At 41.5% G+C, this 22,079-nt stretch carries 21 protein-coding genes; 10 read left to right on the forward strand and 11 right to left on the reverse strand.

Features of this window, described 5'->3' with window-relative positions:
• Window positions 1-131 precede the first annotated feature (131 nt).
• The 4 genes from ilvC to GZH31_RS10830 all read left to right on the forward strand — a co-directional run bounded on the left by ilvC (window position 132) and on the right by GZH31_RS10830 (window position 5,791).
• Window positions 132-1,604 (forward strand): ketol-acid reductoisomerase, encoded by a 1,473-nt coding sequence (gene ilvC / locus GZH31_RS10815; protein WP_036967155.1) that lies wholly within the window; start codon window positions 132-134, stop codon window positions 1,602-1,604.
• A 142-nt stretch (window positions 1,605-1,746) separates the two neighbouring features.
• A complete protein-coding gene (locus tag GZH31_RS10820; RefSeq protein ID WP_036967152.1) occupies window positions 1,747-3,660 on the forward strand; it encodes a methyl-accepting chemotaxis protein in 1,914 nt (637 codons plus the stop codon).
• A gap of 93 nt (window positions 3,661-3,753) precedes the next feature.
• Window positions 3,754-4,938, forward strand: a complete 1,185-nt coding sequence (locus GZH31_RS10825; RefSeq protein ID WP_074989706.1) for a tetratricopeptide repeat protein — start codon at window positions 3,754-3,756, stop codon at window positions 4,936-4,938.
• Complete coding sequence (locus GZH31_RS10830; protein WP_083422935.1) at window positions 4,865-5,791, forward strand: M28 family peptidase; 927 nt, start codon at window positions 4,865-4,867, stop codon at window positions 5,789-5,791. Before GZH31_RS10825 ends, GZH31_RS10830 begins: the two co-directional genes overlap by 74 nt.
• On the opposite strand, the gene GZH31_RS10835 is transcribed toward GZH31_RS10830, so the two are convergent.
• Entirely contained in the window at window positions 5,780-6,097 is a 318-nt protein-coding gene (locus GZH31_RS10835; RefSeq protein ID WP_036967146.1) for a GIY-YIG nuclease family protein, read from the reverse strand. The two genes, GZH31_RS10830 and GZH31_RS10835, sit on opposite strands and share 12 nt — an antisense overlap.
• A 116-nt stretch (window positions 6,098-6,213) precedes the next feature.
• On the opposite strand from GZH31_RS10835, the gene GZH31_RS10840 reads away from it, so the two are divergent.
• The gene (locus tag GZH31_RS10840; RefSeq protein WP_036967144.1) at window positions 6,214-6,576 is read left to right on the forward strand and encodes an outer membrane protein assembly factor BamE; all 363 of its coding nucleotides are present in this window, start codon (window positions 6,214-6,216) and stop codon (window positions 6,574-6,576) included.
• Window positions 6,577-6,677: 101 nt separating this feature from the next.
• Here the strand turns inward: GZH31_RS10840 and GZH31_RS10845 are convergent, their stop codons facing one another.
• Together GZH31_RS10845 and GZH31_RS10850 are read right to left on the reverse strand one after the other, a co-directional pair.
• Entirely contained in the window at window positions 6,678-7,004 is a 327-nt protein-coding gene (locus GZH31_RS10845) for an RnfH family protein (RefSeq protein ID WP_036967142.1), read from the reverse strand.
• A complete protein-coding gene (locus GZH31_RS10850; protein ID WP_036967139.1) occupies window positions 7,001-7,441 on the reverse strand; it encodes a type II toxin-antitoxin system RatA family toxin in 441 nt (146 codons plus the stop codon). Before GZH31_RS10850 ends, GZH31_RS10845 begins: the two co-directional genes overlap by 4 nt.
• A 133-nt stretch (window positions 7,442-7,574) precedes the next feature.
• Here GZH31_RS10850 and smpB point away from each other — a divergent pair, with 133 nt between their 5' ends.
• Both smpB and GZH31_RS10860 read left to right on the forward strand, forming a co-directional pair.
• Complete coding sequence (gene smpB, locus GZH31_RS10855) at window positions 7,575-8,054, forward strand: SsrA-binding protein SmpB (RefSeq protein WP_036967136.1); 480 nt, start codon at window positions 7,575-7,577, stop codon at window positions 8,052-8,054.
• 190 nt (window positions 8,055-8,244) lie between these two features.
• Window positions 8,245-10,848, forward strand: coding sequence for a TonB-dependent receptor (locus tag GZH31_RS10860; protein ID WP_118844450.1), 2,604 nt, complete (start codon window positions 8,245-8,247; stop codon window positions 10,846-10,848).
• Window positions 10,849-10,915: 67 nt separating this feature from the next.
• Here GZH31_RS10860 and GZH31_RS10865 read toward each other — a convergent pair whose 3' ends face one another.
• Together GZH31_RS10865 and fadR are read right to left on the reverse strand one after the other, a co-directional pair.
• Window positions 10,916-11,521, reverse strand: a complete 606-nt coding sequence (locus GZH31_RS10865; RefSeq protein WP_036967121.1) for a peroxiredoxin C — start codon at window positions 11,519-11,521, stop codon at window positions 10,916-10,918.
• Window positions 11,522-11,834: 313 nt separating this feature from the next.
• Complete coding sequence (gene fadR / locus GZH31_RS10870) at window positions 11,835-12,548, reverse strand: fatty acid metabolism transcriptional regulator FadR (protein WP_180310971.1); 714 nt, start codon at window positions 12,546-12,548, stop codon at window positions 11,835-11,837.
• A 285-nt stretch (window positions 12,549-12,833) separates the two neighbouring features.
• Here fadR and nhaB point away from each other — a divergent pair, with 285 nt between their 5' ends.
• Window positions 12,834-14,414: a sodium/proton antiporter NhaB gene (gene nhaB / locus GZH31_RS10875; protein WP_036967117.1), complete on the forward strand. Its 1,581-nt coding sequence runs from the start codon at window positions 12,834-12,836 to the stop codon at window positions 14,412-14,414.
• Window positions 14,415-14,470: 56 nt separating this feature from the next.
• On the opposite strand, the gene tyrA is transcribed toward nhaB, so the two are convergent.
• The 6 genes from tyrA to ffh all read right to left on the reverse strand — a co-directional run bounded on the left by tyrA (window position 14,471) and on the right by ffh (window position 19,669).
• Window positions 14,471-15,595, reverse strand: a complete 1,125-nt coding sequence (tyrA, locus tag GZH31_RS10880) for a bifunctional chorismate mutase/prephenate dehydrogenase (RefSeq protein ID WP_036967115.1) — start codon at window positions 15,593-15,595, stop codon at window positions 14,471-14,473.
• 496 nt (window positions 15,596-16,091) lie between these two features.
• Window positions 16,092-16,451, reverse strand: coding sequence for a 50S ribosomal protein L19 (gene rplS / locus GZH31_RS10885; protein ID WP_004587324.1), 360 nt, complete (start codon window positions 16,449-16,451; stop codon window positions 16,092-16,094).
• 33 nt (window positions 16,452-16,484) lie between these two features.
• Entirely contained in the window at window positions 16,485-17,252 is a 768-nt protein-coding gene (gene trmD, locus GZH31_RS10890) for a tRNA (guanosine(37)-N1)-methyltransferase TrmD (protein ID WP_036967113.1), read from the reverse strand.
• Window positions 17,252-17,785 carry a ribosome maturation factor RimM gene (gene rimM, locus GZH31_RS10895; RefSeq protein WP_036967112.1) on the reverse strand — a complete coding sequence of 178 codons (534 nt, stop codon included), beginning with the start codon at window positions 17,783-17,785 and terminating at the stop codon, window positions 17,252-17,254. Before rimM ends, trmD begins: the two co-directional genes overlap by 1 nt.
• Before the next feature lie 17 nt (window positions 17,786-17,802).
• A complete protein-coding gene (gene rpsP / locus GZH31_RS10900) occupies window positions 17,803-18,051 on the reverse strand; it encodes a 30S ribosomal protein S16 (protein WP_036967110.1) in 249 nt (82 codons plus the stop codon).
• A 241-nt stretch (window positions 18,052-18,292) separates the two neighbouring features.
• Window positions 18,293-19,669: a signal recognition particle protein gene (ffh, locus tag GZH31_RS10905; RefSeq protein WP_036967108.1), complete on the reverse strand. Its 1,377-nt coding sequence runs from the start codon at window positions 19,667-19,669 to the stop codon at window positions 18,293-18,295.
• A gap of 243 nt (window positions 19,670-19,912) precedes the next feature.
• On the opposite strand from ffh, the gene GZH31_RS10910 reads away from it, so the two are divergent.
• Window positions 19,913-20,716 carry an inner membrane protein YpjD gene (locus GZH31_RS10910; RefSeq protein ID WP_065978555.1) on the forward strand — a complete coding sequence of 268 codons (804 nt, stop codon included), beginning with the start codon at window positions 19,913-19,915 and terminating at the stop codon, window positions 20,714-20,716.
• 61 nt (window positions 20,717-20,777) lie between these two features.
• Window positions 20,778-22,046 (forward strand): HlyC/CorC family transporter, encoded by a 1,269-nt coding sequence (locus GZH31_RS10915; protein ID WP_141687232.1) that lies wholly within the window; start codon window positions 20,778-20,780, stop codon window positions 22,044-22,046.
• Window positions 22,047-22,079: the final 33 nt, after the last annotated feature.

Consider the following 22,079-nt stretch of genomic DNA (forward strand, 5'->3'; position numbering starts at 1 on the left):
ACCATTTCATTTTATGAAACACTTTAATGCAAATATATCATTTTACGCAAGGTTTAAAATTGCATACTGTTAACCCATACAAAGAACGACTCTTTGTTTTCTAACAAACTAGTATTAATAGGACACTAACAATGGCGAATTATTTCAACACTCTTCCTTTACGTGAGCAGTTAGCGCAATTAGCGCAATGTGAATTTATGGATCCATCAGAATTTACTGATGGCGTAGACGCTTTAAAAGGGAAAAAACTCGTTATTGTCGGTTGTGGCGCACAAGGTCTTAACCAAGGTTTAAATTTACGTGATTCAGGTTTAGATGTTTCATATACGTTGCGCGAGTCGGCTATTGCTGAGCGTCGTCAATCATTCTTAAATGCATCTGAAAACGGTTTTACTGTTGGTACATACGAAGAACTTATCCCAACTGCCGATGTAGTATTAAACTTAACACCTGATAAGCAACATACATCCGTTGTGAATGCCATCATGCCACTTATGAAACAAGGCGCGACCCTTGCCTACTCACATGGTTTCAACATTGTTGAAGAAGGTATGCAAATTCGCGAAGATTTAACGGTCATTATGGTAGCGCCTAAATGCCCAGGCTCTGAAGTACGCGAAGAGTACAAACGCGGCTTTGGTGTCCCTACGCTTATCGCTGTTCACCCTGAAAATGATCCGCAAGGACATGGCCTAGCACAAGCAAAAGCATACGCGGCTGGCACCGGTGGCCACCGCGCAGGTGTACTAAAATCATCATTTATTGCTGAAGTTAAGTCAGACCTAATGGGTGAGCAAACTATTTTATGCGGCATGTTACAAACCGGCTCATTACTGTGTTTTGACAAAATGGTTGAAAAAGGGATTGATCCTAGTTATGCCTCTAAATTGATTCAATACGGCTGGGAAGTAATCACCGAAGCACTAAAATATGGTGGTGTAACAAACATGTTAGACCGCTTATCGAACCCTGCGAAAGTAAAGGCATTTGAGTTAAGCGAGCAGCTAAAAACAATCATGCGCCCTCTTTATAATAAGCACATGGACGATATTATCAGCGGCGAGTTTTCTCGTGGCATGATGGCTGATTGGGCTGAAGATGATGCAAAATTACTCGCATGGCGCGCAGAAACAGCAGAAACAGCATTCGAAAAGCAACAAAATACTGATGAAGAGATCAATGAACAAACCTTCTTCGACCAAGGTATTCTAATGGTTGCAATGGTAAAAGCTGGCGTTGAACTGGCATTTGAAACCATGACAGCAGCGGGCATCATTGCTGAATCGGCTTACTATGAATCACTGCACGAAACGCCACTAATTGCTAATACGATTGCGCGTAAAAAACTTTTTGAAATGAACAGAACTATTTCCGATACCGCAGAATATGGCTGTTACTTATACAACCATGCGTGTTTACCACTGCTAAAAGACTTTATGCAAAACATGGATACTGATGTCATTGGTAAAGGCCTTGATAGCACCAGCAATCAGGTTGATAACCAAACGTTGATCGCTGTGAATAAAGCACTTCGAGAGCACCCTGTGGAAGTGGTAGGCAGTAAACTACGCGGTTACATGTCAGCAATGAAGAAAATTGTTTAACCCTGGAAAGTAAGTTTCGCTTGTTAGAAACAAAGCCCAATTGCATATGCTTTGGGCTTTTTTTTTGTCCCTACATTTATTCGTCATCTGCAAAGTGTATGCTAAAATTACTCTCTTATTTGTTGTAAACTAAGACACTTTCATGGCGTTAAATCAACTTACCATTACCAAAAAAATAACTCTACTAGGCAGTTCTATTGCTCTTATCGTTGCAGCACTTATCGGTGCAACAGCCCTTTACAGTGCAAAAAAAATCATCGAACACCGTATGATTGAATCTGAACTGCCAAGTAAATTGCAAGCAATTGATAACTATATCACCCACGATATAAACCAAATGATCAGCGCTGCAGAACAGCTTTCTAGCAACGAGTTCGTTTTAGAATGGGCTCGCTCAGGAAATAATAACGATAATACGCTGCTCAAAGAGCTCAACCGCCTTGTTAAACAGTATGATTTAGCCACGGCATCATGGGCCAATCGTGAAACTGCACAATATTGGAATCAAGATGGTTTTTTACGTGTGCTTACGAAAGAGCAAGACAGTTGGTTTTTTGACTTCACGCAATCATCAGTGCCTTTTTCTATCAGTATTTATCAAGAGTCGCCCACTGATGTAAAAATGTTTGTTAACCACCAGCAAACCAATGGTATTGGTCTTGCAGGATTGGCAAAAAGCATTGATGACATGCAAGCCATGCTACAAAGGTTTAAGATTGAAGAAACTGGGTTTGTGTTCATAGCAGATAAAAATGGCTTAATTCAATTACATAAAGATGCCAGTAAAGTGGCTAAGGCAAAACTAGATTCGGTGTACCAGCCAGGTATTACAGACTCTTTACTAACCAATCAAGATTTTAATTTACACGAACTCGACCTGAATGGCGAAGCAACACTGCTTGCTGCCAGCCCAATTAAAAATACCGATTTATTTGTCATTGCTCAAGTGCCCAAAAATGAGGTATTTGCCAGTATTCAAGTGTTACAATGGCAGATAATCAGCTTTGCAATTGTCATTGCGCTAGTTGCCAGCTTCGCAGGTTTCTTATTAGCAAAAACACTGTCATCCCCCCTATCAAAAATGGCAGAGCTGTTCATGCGTTTAGGCTCTGGTGATGCAAACTTAGCATACCGTTTGCCAGAATCTGAGCAGCCTGAACTGGCTAACTTAAGCACGGGCTTTAACCAATTCATTTCAAAAATTGAAACGGCCATCATGCAAGTAGCGCAAGAAAGTCGCGAAATAAGACAAAGCGCGGCCCATGTATTTAAGCAGGCCCAAAAGAACTCTGAAGCACTTGATAATCAAAAAGAACAGACAATTTCAGTTGCTGCCGCAATTAATCAAATGGGCGCGACGGTACAAGAAATTGCCTCCAGCGCCACGAATACCGCAAAACTGACAGAAACCAGTAAACACAGTACCGAACAAAGTCATACGCAGGTGACCCAAAGTAAAGAAGCAATAATTGAATTAGCAACCGACATCGACAACATTACGGAACAAGTTAACGAACTTGCAAACAAAACGCAGGCAATTGCCAGCATTGTTGATGCTATTCGTGGTATTTCTGAGCAAACAAACCTTTTAGCGCTTAACGCCGCGATTGAATCTGCTCGCGCTGGTGAGCATGGTCGTGGTTTTGCTGTTGTTGCAGATGAAGTACGCGCACTTGCCAGCAGAACCTCACAATCGACGAATGAAATCCAAACGATGATCAGTGAATTAACAAGCACATCCGATCTTGTTGTCGAACATATAAATCATTCTAAATCACGCGCTCAATTGAGTGTTAATGCCATGCAAAGCTCTGTTGAGTTGCTTAACACGATCACCAATGCAGCTAATGAGATTAATGATATGGCAACATTAATTGCGACGGCCACAGAGGAGCAAAGCAATGTCGTTGCTGATGTCGGACGCAATATTGAGCAAATTAGCGATATCAGCGATACCGTGATGCATGAGCAGATTGACACTGAGCAAGCAATAAAGGATTTAGCAAGCAGTGCGCAAACGCTAGACGATCTTGTTGCGACCTTTGATAAACGCTGACACCTTTTGTAACAGTAAACACTGACCCTTTTTTAATTACAGCCTATACTTACAGACATGTGATTCCCTAGGCTGTTAATTAAAGGGGGCCTTATGAACGCGCCTACGATTGCTCTATTATCAAGTCTTTGCTTTTTATCAGCATGTAATAATACACCTAAGCAGTTGGCCCCTGCGCCATTAGCACTCACTGAGCTTGATGAATTTAGGCTTTCAAAAGTCGAAAGTCAGGAAGAAATTTTTGCGCTAACTCCGCGTATTAAACGTCAGTTAGACAGTGCTTTTCCTGAAGACACTCGCTCACTCGAGACAACTAAACGCTTACTGCACTTTTTATTAGAAAATGGTGATGCCTCATTGTCTTATCAATCAGGCGCGACACTAACCGCGAATCAAGCCTATGCTGATTTAAATGCCAACTGCCTCTCTTTATCAATATTAGCGTACAGCTTAGCCGAGTATCTTGGTCTTGAAGGGCAATTTCAAAAGGTTCACATTCCAGAGTATTGGGCACGAAATAATGGCTTTAGCTTACTGACAGGACACATAAATTTAAAGGTAAGAGAACACGACAAACACGCCATAAACCGCACGATTATTTATCCTGGTTCGCGTTCATTAGTGATTGATTTTGATCCAAATAGCCGTCAGGCAGCATTTAAAACCAGTCATATTAATAAAGCACGTATCACCGCCATGTTTTATAACAACAAAGGGGTTTCGGCCATGCTTAGCCATGACTATGGTCGTGCATACAGTTATTACAAAGCTGCTATCAATACAGATAGCGCTTATTCAGGAGCTTGGGGGAACTTAGGTGTGCTCTTAAGGCTAACAAACCTCTACCCAGAGGCAGAAGTAGCCTACCAATATGCCATAACCTTAGATGCTGATAACAACACGGCTTTGGGCAACCTAGCACTGCTTTACAATTTGACGAATCGTGAACAACAGGGTGATGCCATCCTCACACAGCTAGATAAAAAGCGTCAAACTAATCCGTATTATCATATTTCGCTTGGCAATGATGCCTACGCAACTGGGCGCTATGAAGATGCGATAGCGCATTTTAAAAAAGCACGCACTTTAGATAGTAACTTACATGACAGTGACTTTGGCCTTGCACGTATATATTTTCAGCTAGGTGACTTGAAACTAGCCAAAAAATACCTGACCATGGCGAACAATAAAGCAGATTTTGATCATGATAAACAGCGTTATGAAAGTAAACTACAGGCACTGCGTTCGCATACTGCAAAGCTTACTGATTACCAGTAGCTTATTTTACTGTGATGCTGCGTTTGCCAGTGCTGACTCTCATTTAAAACAAGATGTCACAACGCTTACTTCAACGCAATTTTATGGTCGGAAAACCAATACAATCGGCGCAAAGCGTGCCGCTGATTACATTGCAAGCCGCTTAACCTCATTAGGCTATGAAGTTCAAGAACAAACATTTCAATACCCCGCAACTTTTTATCAAAAAGCCACTGCCCGCAATATCATTGCAACTAAACCATCCGCTTGCACTCAATGTAAAAAGATTATCTTTACTGCACATTATGACCATTTAGGGCAACGCGGGACTAAGCTCTATCCTGGCGCAAACGATAATGCCAGCGGTGTTGCTGCTTTACTCTATTTAGCAGCGTATTTCGCCGATAAGCCCCATCAGAACCAATTAATGTTCGTTGCCACCGATGCAGAAGAAAATGGCTTACATGGCAGTGACTATTTAGTGTCACAATTAAACAGCGCAGATATCGCATTAAATATTAATCTGGATATGCTCGTGGTTAACAAGCGAAAACCTCGCATTTATGCCTTTTTAGACGGCCAATCAATAGCGCAGTATAAAACAGTAATTACTGGACTTTCTGATGAAAACATTACATTTTTTGCAACCAGTTCATCTGCCCGACTTAATCGATTATTTGATCTTAACGTTGATTGGCGAAGAGCCAGCGATCACTATTCGTTTGCAAAAGCAGGTGTCCCTTATATTTATTTTGGCATGGGACACGATAAACACCATCATCAACCGAGTGATACCCTAGAGCACATTGACTTTAGGTTATTTGAACACGCAGTGAGCAAAATTGCAGAGTTTGTTAGTGCCCTAACCAGGTAACTTGGCTGTGATAACAAACTGCCTTTTTTGCGCTTTGTTTAACTTTTTAACCTGAATCTCAAGCTTACTAGCCTCGCTGCGAGAGCCAACCGGTTGCTGATAAATTAAGGTTAAAGGTCCTTTTCCTTTTAAATTTTTTGCCCCTTTGTCAGCTTGGTGAGCTGCAAAACGTTTTTCAACATCGGTGCTGATCCCTGTATACCAGTGGCCAAAACGAGTCTGCACAATATACAAATGCCAGTGTGATTGAGAACTGTCGCGCTTTTTTATTGATTCAGGTAAACTTTTTGTCGTGTCGGTGGTCAAATCTGTGCCTCGTGAGCATTAATCATGTTTCAGTAAAACAATTATTGAAAAGGGTTTTACCTTCTGTGACTAATCGGTATCATGCAGTGTATAAAAAATAAGGATTCAAACAAATAATGCAGTCGTTTAAAACTTTTTCTTTTTGGTTAGTACTTACCCTTACTTTAAGTGCTACCGCTGGGTGTTCTAGTTGGGTTTATCGCATCAACATTCCTCAGGGTAACTTTTTAGAACAATCTGACGTTGATAAGCTTCGCGTTAATATGACTCGTGAGCAAGTGGTTTACGTACTTGGTAAACCGGTTGCAGAAGATTCATTCGACAAGAATACTTGGCATTATCTTTATGTTTTTAATCTAGGCCGTAGCAATGAACAACGCAAATCGTTAACGGTTAATTTTGAAGATAATAAGCTCGTGTCAATATCAGGTGATTATGAGCAACCAAGTGAGTTCAATACCCCACTTGAACAAGAGTAAATATAAAAACAAAGGGTAGCAAAAGCGACCCTTTTTTGTATGCTAAATAGATAAAACCACCGCTTAGAACGTGCAGTAAGTGATTCACTTTCAATAGGTTACTATGCTTTATTCAGTGGGCGCCCACCGGTAACTTTATTAGCTCTACCTTCTTCTTTGGCTTTCTCTGCACGACGTCTGCGTGCATCTTTGGGGTCTGCAATTAATGGGCGATAAATTTCAATTCTATCCCCTTGCTTAACCTCTTGTGTTAACTTGCAAGTGCGATTCCACACACCTAATGTGAGGTTATTTGCATCTATTTCGGGGCACTTTTCGATAATGCCCGATTTAATAACAGCTTGCTCAACAGTGGTTCCCTCTGGTACTTCGACAAGTAAACTTGTCGCGGTTGTAGGTAACGCAAATACAACTTCAACACTTATCATGAGCGGACTCCATACACCGTTTTCGCACGTTGGGTAAAAGCATTCACCATATTCTTTGCCACTTCGTTAAACACCTTACCAAAAGCAAGCTCAATTAGTTTACTCGCAAATTCAAACTCTAAGTGTAATTGCACTTTACACGCTTTATCGTCTAAAGGTAAAAAATGCCATTTCCCTTGCAAGCTTTTAAAAGGACCATCAACTAAACGTAAAGCAACGGTTTGCTCATCAATAAAGGTATTTTCTGTGGTAAACCACTTTTTTAAACCCGCTTTCGATATTTCTAAACTGGCCGTCATACCGCTGGGTTGTTGTGCAATAATTTTAGCGTCTGAACAATGTGGTAAAAACTCAGGGTACGCATCAACATCGTTCACTAAATCAAACATTTCTTTACTGCTGTACATTACCAGCGCACTTTTTTCTATTTGTGGCATATTCACTCCCAACTGTGTCGGCGAATTTTAGCAAGCTTTGGCTATTTCCCCAAATTTTAGTAACGGGATTATTTGTATAAAGCCTTAAAAAAGCGATGTAAAAACGCTGTTTTTACGTATAATATGAACCACTATGGCTAAGAAAAAATCATCTAAATCGACAAGCAATACTATCGCGCTTAACAAAAAAGCGCGTCATGAGTATTTTTTACACGATAAGTTTGAAGCAGGGGTTGAACTACAGGGCTGGGAAGTAAAAAGTATCCGAGCTGGTAAAGTAAACATCTCTGAGACTTATATTCACATTAAAAACGGCGAAGCATTTTTACTTGGCAGTCAAATTCAGCCTCTCAACAGTGCTTCAACACATGTAATTTGTGATCCGCTTAGGTATCGCAAATTACTTTTGAACAAACGTGAAATCGATCGTCTTATCGGTGCAACAGAGCGTGATGGTTATTCACTGATCGCCACTGCCATGTACTGGAAAAAATGCTGGGTGAAGTTGGAGTTCCACCTCGCTAAAGGTAAAAAGATGCACGATAAACGTGAAGATGGGAAAAACAAAGATTGGGCGCGTGAAAAAGAACGCCTGATGAAACATAAAGCATAAAATCCCTGCTTGAGCCTAACTTTCTGTTAGGCTCTGACCCCCTTACTCTACCTCACTTTTAACATTTTGAAACGTTTCCACGTGTCAACCTCATTCTTTTGTAGTATTTCAAAACCAACCATTTACATGGTATCAATCTTTACTGTGATTATTTCACAAAAATCTCACAATTAAACAAGGATTGAAATTTATGAAGAAAACTCATCACTTTATTCGACGACCTCTTACTGTTTTTACCATTGCCGCATTAGCGGGCACAACTTTCACCTCAGTTGCTGCCGAATCATCAGAAAGCGCTGAAAAAGTTGAGCGCATCGAAGTAACCGGTTCACGTATTAAACGCTCAGATATTGAGGGACCCTCACCTATCCAATCAATCAGTCGCGCAGATATTGATAATATGGGTTATGACAACCTACAACAGCTTTTAGAGCGTATGCCAGTTGCCGGTAATGGCACATTTTCAACCCGTGGGAATAACCAAGATTCAACAGCAAATGGCGCTGCTGCCGTGAGCTTACGTGGCTTAGGTTCGGATGCAACCTTAGTACTTATCAATGGACGCCGTGTTGCTATTAGTGCTTTCGCAGAAAGTATTACCAACTCATTTGTTGATATTAACTCTATTCCTGTTTCAGCAATCGAGCGTATCGATATTTTAAAAGACGGTGCATCTGCTATTTATGGCTCTGACGCGGTTGCTGGTGTAGTTAATATTATTCTTAAAAAAGACATTAATGGTCTAGAGGTCAACTTAGGTTATGGTGGTACTGACGGACCTAATTATGAAGAAAAAACAGCGAGTTTAGTATGGGGGACAAGCACAGAAAAAAGTAGTGCGTCTGTTATTATTGATTATTTTAATAATACGGCATTATCGTCAGATGAAATGGGACGCCTAGGCACCGCTAACCAAGAACCATATGGTGGTATGGATTTCCGCTCTTCGCGTGGTTTTCCAGGCTACTTTTACGTCGATGGCGAAAAAACAATTGACCCATCTTGCCCTGCAGAAAATGCAACCGCCAGTGGTAGCTGTTTATTTGACTATGGCCCCTATGGCTATATAACACCGGCGTCTGAACGTGTTGGCGCTATTTCACAGTTTGAATATAACTTTGATAATGGCATCACTGCATTTATGGAAATGGCAGTACAGCATAACTCCTCACAGGCAGCGGGTGCTCCCACTCCTCTTGATGAAGACGCAGGACTCACGGTACCAGCAAGTCACCCAAACAATCCTTTTGGTCAAGATATTGAAATTGGTCGGTATCGTACCGTTGATGCAGGTCCTCGCCAATGGGATATCGAATCAGATACACTGCGTTTTGTGGCTGGCTTAAAAGGTGAAATTAATGATTGGAGCTGGGAGACAGCCGTTCAAAAAGGCCGCAGTAAATCAATGCAAACAGGCAGTAGAAGCCAGGGCTGGGTGCGTACCGACTTTCTTCAGCAAGAAATTGATGCGGGTAATTACAATCCATTTGGTGGCACCTATAACGACCCTGCGGTTATCGACAGAATTACAACAAGTCTGGTGCGCCGTGGTGAGTCGCATATGACCTCATTCGATGCCAATATCAGTGGTGAAGCATTTAGCTTTGGTGATGATGTCGTTATGATGGCCGCCGGTATTGAATACCGTGAGGAAGATGTAAGTGATATTCCTGATGATCAATTTCAACGTGGTTTAATTTTTGGTACCGAGTCAGTGTCAGCAGCAGCTGAGCGTGACCAGTATGCTGCGTATATTGAGTTTTCAATCCCGCTTGCAGATAACCTAGAGTTACAGTTAGCGGGTCGCTATGATGATTACAGTGACTTTGGCTCAACAACCAATCCAAAAGTAGCTGTACGTTGGGCACCAACCGATTCAATCACTGTTCGTGGTTCTTGGGCACAAGGTTTCAGAGCACCTTCATTAGCACAAATTGGTTTAGGTCCCTCAGAAGAAAGTCAGTTCTTTGTAGATACTTACCGATGCCAAGCGACAGGGCTTGATTGTAATGCACTTGATTACAACATTCAGTTTGCAGGTAATCCAAACCTAGAAGCTGAAGAATCTGAATCTTGGAACGTTGGCTTTATTTGGGCACCCACAGCTGAATTTGGTTTCGGTATTGATGTATGGAGCATAACGCAAGACAATAAAATTGATGAGCAAGAATTCGGCCCTATTTACGATCAAAATTGTAATGATCAAAATAGCACAGTGTGTGTACGACTTGCGCCTCAAGGCGGCCTAAGCTTAGGGGTTATTCAAAAAGTACATAGCACTTTCGAAAATGTATCCTCACAAGAAGTATCTGGTGTTGATGTCTCTGCTAATTACACGCATGCAATGAATGACTACGGGTTCTTAAAATTCAATCTTGAATGGGCATACCAAAATGAATTTAAGAAAGATGGCCGTGATTATACGGGTGAATATCGTTACCCAGAAAATCGTTGGATATTCAGCACTAACTGGGAAATGGGTGACTTTAATACGAATGTGAATGTGAGTTACATCGGTGAGTTTGAAGATACCCCTGATATCGACTTTGACGGTAACCTAGACTTTGATAGCAACACATCACGCATGGTTGACTCTCAAACACTGGTTGATTTACAGACTGCGTATAACTTCTCAGAAAAACTAAAACTCTCTGTGGGCGTTAATAACGTATTTGACGAAGATCCTCCATTTGCAATTGGTGATGGTGATAGCGACTTATATGGCTATGTATCAAGCGTGCATAACCCTCGTGGACGTTATTTCTATACAAAGCTAACAATGCGCTTTAACTAAACGCATACCAGATAAAACAAAACCCGCCAATTGGCGGGTTTTTTAATACTTTCAACAAAGGCCTAAATTATAGGTCGCCTTCGTTTTCAGAAAGGAATTTAGCAACACCTTCAGGGCTTGCATCCATACCTTTTTTACCTTCAGTCCAACCTGCTGGACATACTTCACCGTGCTCGCTGTGGAACGCTAGTGCGTCAACCATGCGAAGCATTTCATCAATGTTACGGCCTAATGGTAAATCGTTAACTACTTGGTGACGTACTGTACCTTCTTCGTCGATTAGGAAAGAACCACGGAAAGCAACACCTGCTTCTGGGTGCTCAACGTCGTACGCTTGACAGATTTCGTGCTTAACGTCTGCAACTAGTGCATATTTAACTTGACCAATACCGCCGTCAGCAACAGCAGTGTTACGCCATGCGTTGTGTGAGAATTGTGAATCGATAGAAACACCGATTACTTCAACGCCACGCTTTTGGAACTCTTCAAAACGCTTGTCGAAAGCGATTAACTCTGAAGGACATACGAAAGTGAAGTCTAACGGGTAAAAGAAGATAACTGCTTTTTTACCTTTGATAGTGTCTTTTAGGTTGAAGTTTTCAACGATTTCACCGTTACCAAGAACAGCTGCTGCAGTAAAGTCTGGTGCCTGACGGCCAACTAATACACCCATTTTTATCTCCAAATATTTGAGTTTATTTCCAATTGCCTACGCAATACTCACATATATATGGTTCCGAAAAAACAAAAACCAAGAGTAAGTATCGATATTTAGCAAGATAGTTTAAAGAGGTTACAGGCAAATGAACAATCGAAAAAAGCGATATATGCAATCGGAAAAATTGATATAAAAAGATATGCGCTATGCCTATCGAATTACCTTATGATGCAGGGTGATTATGAACCCACCTTATTGTTAAATAAATACAAAAAACCCAGCTTAAAGCTGGGTTCTCAAATATAAAAAGGCGCATAACTAAGGGCTGTTAGTCCATGATATCTTCTGGCATATCACCACGGATCTGCTGCCAGATTTCACCCGTTTGATGGCCGTATTTACGCATAAGCGAAATAGCCCCGTCGTGTTCATGACGCTCAGCAAGCGAGGTTAAATCTTTATAAAATTGGCGAGCAAGCTCACGTGTACGCGAATCAGAGAAGTAATGGCAACCGATTTTTGAGTAAAAACCTTTAAAGCCATTTAAGATAAGTACATAGATTCTGTTGTTACCTGCGACAGCAAGTTCATGATGCACTTTGTAATCGTAGTCTGCAAATGCTTGCGCGCTGTCTTCAAGCCGCTCACTTTGCGATAAAATTTCGATCACGCGTTCAGGAGCTAATTTTATTGCAGCACGAGTGTAAATGGCACTAATGTTAGTGCGAGCCGATAGAAGTTGATCGGTAAGCTCTGGCATTTTGTCTTCATCTAGTCGTGCTAACGTCTCTAGAATGTTAAGGCCTGAGGTTTCCCAGAAATTATTAACGCGAGTTGGTTTACCATGTTGAATCGTTAACCAGCCATCACGCGCCAAACGCTGTAGCACTTCACGCAAAGTGGTACGAGTAACACCTATTAACTCTGACAACTCTCGTTCTGCTGGAAGAATTGAGCCAGGCGGAAAGTCACCATTCCAAATAGATTCAACAATGTATTCTTCAGCAAAACCTGCTGGACTTTTCGCTTTAAAAATTCTCATTCAATTTCCACTTGGGTTAGCACATACTTCTATCGCACAAAGCGATCAACCCACTGATTGTACCAGATGCTCTGTAACTAACAAGTAAAGTCCATCCAGTGTACATAAAAATCTAAATATAATAACGAAATAATTAGCCTAGTATTAATAAACCACACTTAAGTTAATAATTAACAATCGTTATCGTACTTTAGCTATACTAAAATTACACTAACAGCATATTTACTGTTAACGCTAAGTGAATTAACTTATTAGCGTTATCATCCCATCTAATAAGGTACTGCAATGCAGCAACGAGTTCTGCCGGCAATCTTTAAAAACTTTTTAGGGAATTCGCCACAATGGTATAAATACACCATTCTTGCTTTTTTATTGTTAAATCCGATTTTATTTCAATTAAACCCTTATATTGCTGGCTGGGTGCTGGTACTAGAGTTTATTTTTACCCTTGCTATGGCATTAAAATGCTATCCGCTTCAACCCGGTGGACTTCTGGCGATAGAAGCGATGTTTATTGGAATGACTTCAGCGGGTCAGGTTGAACATGAAATAGTTCAAAATGTGGATGTCATCTTACTGTTGATCTTTATGGTTGCGGGCATTTACTTTATGAAAGATCTGTTACTGTATATTTTCACTAAGTTAGTTGTCTCAGTTCGCAGTAAAACAGTGCTGTCGCTGTCTTTTACACTTGCTGCTGCATTCTTATCTGCATTTCTTGATGCCCTGACTGTCATGGCGGTTGTTATTGCCGTTGCAATGGGTTTTTACAGCATTTACCACAAAGTTGCTTCGGGGAAAGACTCCAGCAGTGAACATGATATAAACGACGATAATCAAGTGCGTCCTGTCAATCGTCAAGAATTGGAAGAATTTCGGGCATTTTTACGCAATTTGTTGATGCATGCTTCAATAGGCACTGCATTAGGGGGCGTATGCACCATGGTTGGTGAACCGCAAAATTTAATTATTGCAGAACGTGCTGGCTGGTTTTTCGGAGAGTTTTTCTTTCGCATGCTCCCCATCACCTTGCCTGTAATGATTGCAGGTGTAGCGACAACTATTCTACTCGAAAAAACGAAGACATTTGGTTACGGTGCTAAATTGCCAGTTCCTATTCACACCATATTATCTGAGCATGCTAAAAAGCTTGAGAAAAAACGAACAACGCGTGACAAAGTCAATTTGGCTATTCAAGCAGTAATAGCGGTGTGGCTCATCATTGGACTTGCTTTACACTTAGCAACCGTCGGGTTAATTGGTTTATCGGTGATTATTTTTGCCACTGCCAGTGCAGGGATCATTGAAGAGCACCAGTTAGGAAAAGCATTTGAAGAAGCACTCCCCTTTACCGCTCTGCTGTGTGTATTCTTTTCAATTGTTGCAGTAATAATCGACCAACATTTGTTTACGCCGGTTATCAGTTGGGTGCTGACATTTGAAGGGCAGTTACAATTGGTGATGTTCTTTATTGCGAATGGATTACTTTCTATGGTGAGCGATAATGTTTTTGTTGGTACAGTTTATATTAATGAAGTCGCTGCCGCGTTAGAGGCGGGGCAAATCAGTCGTGATCAATTTGATTTGTTAGCCGTTGCAATTAATACAGGGACTAACTTGCCTAGTGTGGCGACACCAAATGGTCAAGCTGCATTTTTATTTTTACTCACCTCGACACTCGCCCCCGTGCTCAGGCTTTCTTACGGACGAATGGTCTTTATGGCACTGCCTTATACAATCGTATTGACTGTAGTAGGTTTAAGTATGACGTTATTTAGTTTGTCTGATATGACTGAATTACTCTATCAATGGGGACTTATTCAACACCATTCGGGTGGATTACCTGGCTCATTAGGCGGTCACTAATAAGCAGTGTATAGCGAGCAGCAAACAATGTGCTCGCTTTTACTTAAGCGACAGTGTTAATCAAGCACTTTAGCATCATTCGCTTTATTCAATAAGCTACGACTTTGTGTCAAGAAATGTGCCGTTGCATCTGAAAAATACGCTTTAGCTTCTGCAAAGGCATCTATAAGAGCGGCTTTATCACCCGCTTTTAATTTTTCTAATGTTTGCGCAAACGTATCTTGGTAGTTAGCCAATAAGGCTTCGACATCATCAAATTGCGCAAGCATAATATCAGAGTAAAGCTCTGGCGACTGCGCAAATAAACGACCAACCATCATGAGTTCTAGCTGATAAATGGGTGATGAACAACTTCTCAGTTCTGCGAGTGTATGACTTTGTTTTGCTAAAAACTGACCATAAACAAAAGTCGTTAAGTGGCGCATGACCTGGATAATTTGCATTGCTTCATCATGCTTTTTAGCATCCATTTCCACTACCTGACAGCCCCACACTTGTAATTGTGCCAATAATCCTTGCGCAACTTCATGATTACGTCCTTCACATACCACAACAGTCTGCTTTACCCAATGAGATATATCGGGGCCAAACATTGGGTGTAAGCCAACAACAGGGCCTGAATGAGCTGCCATTAATGCTTTTAATGGCTTTTGCTTCACCGAGGTTATATCAACCAATAAACACTCATCATCAAGCGTTGGTAATGCTGCTACTACCTGCTCTAACGCATTGATTGGCACACTCACTAACACCAACTTTGCGCCTGCTAAAATAGCTTCACTATCAGCCTGCTGTTGTTTATCTAAAATACGGACTTCATACCCAGAACGAATAAATTGTTGGGCAAATAATTGCCCCATAGCCCCTTGACCACCCACAATGACAATCGGAGATAGCTGAGGAGCAGAACAGGCCAAGCTCCCTTGCTGATTTTGATACGCTTCTCGCATCATACGACGCAGGATATCTTCAACAAGCTCAGGGTTAACGCCTTGACTCATTGCCTCTTGGCGACGAGCTGCCAGCAAATCGGCTTCACGGTCAGGCGCATGTAATGGCGCCCCTGTTTGCTGCTTAATAGCCCCTATTTGCTCTGTAATACCATTACGCTTTGCTAATAACGCGACTAATTGCGCGTCACATTCATCGATCCCTGCTCTTAATTCTGCTAGCTTATCCACTGTTACCACACCTCAAACCCAAAACGTAAACTAAAATATACAAAAAAGTAAACCTTTTAATACGAAATATAGTACCAGCATAAGCAGCAAAGTACAAAGTCCTTGGGGCTAATCACACGGGGGAAATACGCCAGTTCAAATATTGCTGTACGGGAATTATTGAAAGAGGTGTGAAAAGTAAAATAAGAAGAAGCCAGCTAATTTCAATCCACAATAATGCTTCATCATTTTGAGGGATTAAACCTCTCGCTACCTGCGTTAAAAATGTCTGATTTATGACTGCATGGATGCAGAAGGTAGAGCAATGCAGGAGCTATTGCCGAGAATGACTAAATAACGACATTTTTGCCTTGTTATCAATGACGTTTTATCGCTTCAAAACTGCTCTCTTAATTAAGCGAATTAATACAATAGAAAAATTGTTCCCTTAAAACCAAAACGGGTTGCAACCCGAAGGCTGCAACCCGTTTTTTTTTGCGTTGATAAACAGCGCGTATTAGTTAAGTTTTTCTCTAATACGTGCAGATTTACCAGAACGCTCACGTAGATAGTAAAGCTTCGCACGGCGAACTGCACCGCGACGCTTAACTGTTACGCTGTCGATAAGAGGGCTGTGCGTTTGGAATACACGCTCAACACCTTCACCGCTCGAGATTTTACGAACTGTGAAAGCTGAGTGAAGACCACGATTACGCTTAGCGATTACAACACCTTCAAAGGCCTGTAGACGCTCTTTGTTACCTTCTTTTACACGTACCTGTACAACTACTGTATCACCAGCGCCGAATGCTGGTACGTCTGTTTTAAGCTGCTCTTCTTCAAGCGCTTTAATAATATTTTGGTTTACTTTTGCCATTATATTTCTCACTTTCCTAGGTGTAACTGTCTTCTAGCCACAAGCTTGTTGGTACTCTTGCTTGAATTCTGCAAGAAGTGCCGCTTGCTCCTCAGTCAGAGCTAGGTTATGCAACAAGTCAGGACGACGTAACCAAGTTCTACCTAATGACTGCTTTAAGCGCCATTTAGCAATTTCTTGGTGGTTTCCGCTGAGCAATACAGCAGGCACCTGTTTATCATCCAATGTTTCTGGCCGTGTATAGTGAGGACAATCAAGCAATCCATCCGAAAATGAATCTTGCTCTGCTGACTGATTGTGACCTAGTACACCAGGCACTAATCGCGCAACAGCGTCAATTAATGTCATAGCGGGTAGTTCACCACCACTCAGAATAAAATCACCTATTGACCATTCTTCGTCAACATATGACTCTATGATTCGCTCATCTATACCTTCATAGCGACCGGCAATCAAAATCAGTTTATCGGAGTTGGCTAATTCAGCCGCACCTTGCTGATCTAATTTGCGCCCTTGCGGGGACATATAAATTACTTTTGCACCATCGCCTGCCGCTTTTTTAGCGTCAAGGATGGCTTGTTTCAATGGTTCAACCATCATCAACATGCCGGGACCGCCCCCATAAGGACGATCATCCACGGTTCTATGCTTATCAGTAGCGTAGTCACGTGGATTCCAGCAGTTAAAGTCAATTAAACCATTTTTAACTGCGCGACCTGTTACCCCTTGAGTGGTAATAGCATCAAACATGTCCGGGAAAAGGCTTATCACCCCTACCCATAACGAACTCGTTTGTGACATTAAAACCCTGGGTCCCAGTCTACGGTAATTTCTCTTGCTTCGTGTTTAACTTCTTTAATAACAGAGTCTGTTAAAAAAGGAATTAAACGCTCAGCTTGGCCAAATGCATCTTTTTTGTTTGCTTTCACAACCAAAACATCATTTGAACCTGTCTCCATTAGGTCATCAACCGTGCCTAAGTCGTAACCCTTATCGGTTACAACAGACATGCCAATGAGATCTCGCCAATAGAATTCACCTTGCGGTAATTCTGGTAGTTGCGCCGCGTCAACAGAGATTTCAACATTGGTGAAAGCCATTGCTTGGTCTCGATCGTTTACTTGCGCAACTTTAGCGATAAAGCCTTTGTTGTGGCGACGCCAGTCGACCACCTCTAAGGTCTGCCATTTACCTTGTTGCCCTATCAACCATGGGCTGAAATCGAAGATCCCTTCGGGATCATCAGTAAATGAATGCACCTTAAGCCAGCCCTTTATACCATAGGGGGCGCCGAGCTTTCCTACAACAATTATCGAGGTGTTCTCTTGACTCATGGTTACACTTACGCCTATTAAGCCGCTTTACGAGCGTCTTTAACTAATTTAGCTACGCGATCTGAAAGAGATGCGCCTTGACCTACCCAGTGTTCAACACGAGATAAATCTAAACGTACTTTTTCTTCCTGACCAGAAGCGATTGGGTTAAAGAAACCTACTTTCTCGATGAAGCGACCGTCACGCGAGAAACGGCTATCCGCAACCACAATTTGATAGAAAGGGCGTTTTTTAGCGCCACCACGTTGCAAACGAATAGTTACCATACCGTCCTCTAAATAGATTGACTGTTTTCATTAATAAGATTTACTCCCCAGTACGGGGAGCTGGGGAATTGTACGAGTTTTTTGCAACATTGCAAGTAAGAAGTGATGCAAAATGTAAGTTTAGTTGATTAAACACTGATCTGTGCGTTAGATCTTACATCTGCGCCTAAATTCGGCATAATTTATCCATTAAAAAAGGAGCTATTTGCTCCTTTTTTATACGTAACGGACTTTTTGAAAATTAAAACTTAGGTCCGCCACCCATCATACCTGGTGGTAACATCCCTTTCATGCCGCGCATCATTTTCATCATGCCGCCTTTACCTTTCATTTTCTTCATCATCTTTTGCATCTGCGTAAATTGCTTAAGCAATTTATTGATTTCTTGTACTTGAGTACCAGAACCCGCTGCAATACGTTTTTTACGTGAGCCTTTAATGATTTCAGGACGGGCGCGTTCTTTTGGCGTCATTGAGTTAATAATCGCCTCCATTTGCACAAATGTTTTATCACCCATTTGCCCTTTTACTGCATCGGGTAAATTTTGCATACCTGGCAATTTATCAAGCATCGACATCATACCGCCCATGTTTTTCATTTGGCGCAGCTGCTCAGCAAAATCATCAAGTGTAAAGCCATCGCCTTTAAATACTTTTTCAGCAACTTTGGCGGCTTTCTCCTTGTCGACTTTCATTTCGACTTCTTCGATCAATGAAAGTACATCACCCATGCCTAGAATACGCGACGCTATACGGTCAGGATGGAATGGTTCAAGAGCATCGGTGCGCTCACCCACACCCATGAACTTAATCGGCTTACCGGTGATATGGCGAATAGATAAAGCAGCACCACCACGGGCATCACCATCAGTTTTCGTTAGAATCACACCACTGAGTGGTAATGCTTCATCAAACGCTTTTGCTGTATTTGCAGCATCTTGACCTGTCATTGCGTCAACAACAAATAAGGTCTCAATAGGATTAATCGCACTGTGTAGTGCCTTGATTTCATCCATCATGTCGCTGTCAACGTGCAAACGGCCCGCTGTATCAACTAAAACAACGTCAATAAACTTTTTCTTCGCGTGGGCAATCGCATTACTGGCAATATCAACAGGCTTTTGCGAAATATCACTTGGGAAAAACTCAACCCCTACTTCAGTAGCTAGGGTTTCAAGCTGTTTGATTGCCGCAGGACGATATACGTCAGCACTCACCACAAGCACAGATTTCTTTTTGCGTTCTTTTAAGAACTTAGCAAGTTTACCCACACTGGTCGTTTTACCGGCACCTTGTAAACCCGCCATCATCACAACTGCTGGCGGCTGCGCATTCAGGCTTAGCTCTTCATTTGCTTCGCCCATGGCTTTTTCAAGCTCTTCACGAACGATTTTAATGAACACTTGGCCCGGGCTTAAGCTTTTAGTTACTTCAACGCCAACTGCGCGTTCTTTAACTTGCTTAACAAAATCACGAACAACGGGTAACGCAACATCCGCTTCCAAAAATGCCATGCGGACTTCACGTAATGTATCTTTAATATTGTCTTCAGTTAAGCGTCCGCGGCCACTGATATTTTTTAAGGTTTTACCTAAGCGTTCTTGGAGATTCTCAAACATGTAAAGGTTCCGATAAAACGTGTTTCACCTGTAAAGCGCGCAAAAAACACAATTTAAGTTGCAATACAGGCAATATTAAATTTCAATTCCTAGCAGTATACCGTAAATGGTGGTCGACAATACAGTGTTCAAGTGCGCTGTTTGAGTTTCTTTTTACAAACTCTATGCTTTTGCCTTGCTATAAAATACAATGGCATCAATGAGACAAGGATTTATTGATATAAATTAAGTGGCCAAAACACGATGATTATTAGTTTAACTATTATTGCTAGTTTGTTTTATGTGTTAGCAACGTCGCATGTGCTTTCACGCCTTTTTCACAAACAAGGCCCAAGCCAAAAGCTCACGGTGATTTTAAGCACCGTAGCAATCCTTGCACATATGTTATTACTGGTGAATTCTGTTTTTCGAGCAGACGGCCAAGATTTAAGCATTGTTAATGTGGCACTTTTAACCTGCTGGGTCATTGTGGTGTCTGTCACGGCGGTGTCGCTTAAGTTTCCTGCAACGTTGCTATTGCCTGTTGTTTATGGCTTTGCAGCTATTTTAACGCTTGCTAGCCTATTTATACCGCATCATGTGATTATTCATACCATTGATGTAGAACTAGGCTTGGTGACACATATCTCGCTATCTTTGCTAGCTTATTGCGTACTTATTATCGCGACTTTATACGCTATACAATTTTACTTTATTGATAAACGCTTAAAGCGTAAAGATTTGGCCATTGTGCACAGCCATTTACCCCCGCTAATGGTGGTCGAGCGTCAGCTCTACCAACTATTAACTTTAGGCACTATTTTACTCACCTTCGCACTTCTGTCTGGTTTTATATTCTTAGACGGTATGTTTGCCAGTGAGTTTATCCATAAAACGGTTTTATCATTGATTGCGTGGCTTATTTTCACGGTTGTTACGGTTGGTCACTTACGCCAAGGTTGGCGAGGAAAACCCGTGGTATTTTCGATCATGATAGCTGCATTTATCCTATCACTTGCTTATTTTGGCAGCCGTTTCATTCAAGAAGTGATACTAAATAAGTTTTAACTTGACTCAGCAAGCTCTCTCTAGCTTAATATGCATTGGTTTATAAAAAAAGGATCCATCGTTGGACGACATATCGACTAGTACCCTGTTTATCGTATTGGGATTATTGATACTTATTTCTGCTTATTTTTCGGGTTCTGAAACCGGAATTATGTCAATTAACCGTATTCGTTTACGCCATCTTGCGAAAGAAAACCATCGCGCAGCGAAACGCGTCAGTAAACTCTTAAGTCGCCCAGACAGACTTATTGGTCTGATCTTGATTGGTAACAACCTAGTTAATATCGCTGCAGCACAGGTTGCGACGATTATTGGTATTCGCTTATACGGTGATGTTGGCTTGGCTATTGCGACAGGTGCTCTGACTTTAGTGGTGTTAATTTTTGCTGAAGTTACACCAAAAACGCTCGCGGCTCTCTACCCTGAAAAAGTCGCGTTTCCTAGCTCTATCGTGCTTAAAGGCTTGCTTAAAATACTCTTCCCGTTCGTTGTAATGGTAAACTGGCTGACCAATGGTATGTTACGTTTATTTGGTATTACGACCGCGCAAATCGAAGAGCACAGCTTAAGTAAAGAAGAATTAAAAACCGTGGTTAATGAATCGGGTGCCTTATTGCCTGCACGTCACCAAAGCATGCTGACGTCTATCTTAGATTTAGAGCAAGTGACCGTCGAAGACATCATGATCCCACGCAACGAAATTGTCGCCATTGATATTAATGACGATTGGAAACTAATCAGTCGCCAACTAACACATGCACAGCATACTCGCGTATTACTTTATCGCGACCAAATTGATGATGCGGTTGGTTTTATTCACTCACGTGATGCACTTCGTCTATTGACGAAAGAGCAGTTTGATAAACCATCATTACTGCGTGCGGTCCGCGAGATTTACTTTATCCCTGAAGGTACCTCGCTGAACACACAGCTTTTGAAATTCCAACAATCAAAAGAACGAATTGGTTTAGTGGTTGATGAATACGGTGATATTCAAGGCCTTGTAACTCTTGAAGACATTCTTGAAGAAGTGGTAGGTGATTTCACCACAACGCAAACACGTACTCCAAGTGAAGAAGTGACAACTCAAGATGATGGCACAGTGCTTGTTGATGGTGGTGCAAACATCCGTGATCTAAATAAAGAGATGGGGTGGGAATTACCTATCGATGGCCCTAAAACCTTGAGTGGCTTAATTGTTGAATACCTTGAAGATATCCCAGATTCGAATTTAAGCCTACGAATAGCAGGCTACCCAATAGAAGTATTGGAAGTGAAAGAGAATATGGTAAAACTGGTGAAAGTTATTCCCAGTAAACGAACTGAATAACAGATAAGGAGTAGCTTGCTACTCCTTTTTTTA

It is taken from the genome of Pseudoalteromonas sp. JSTW, from assembly GCF_013423925.1.
GTDB classification, from domain to species: Bacteria; Pseudomonadota; Gammaproteobacteria; order Enterobacterales; family Alteromonadaceae; genus Pseudoalteromonas; species Pseudoalteromonas lipolytica.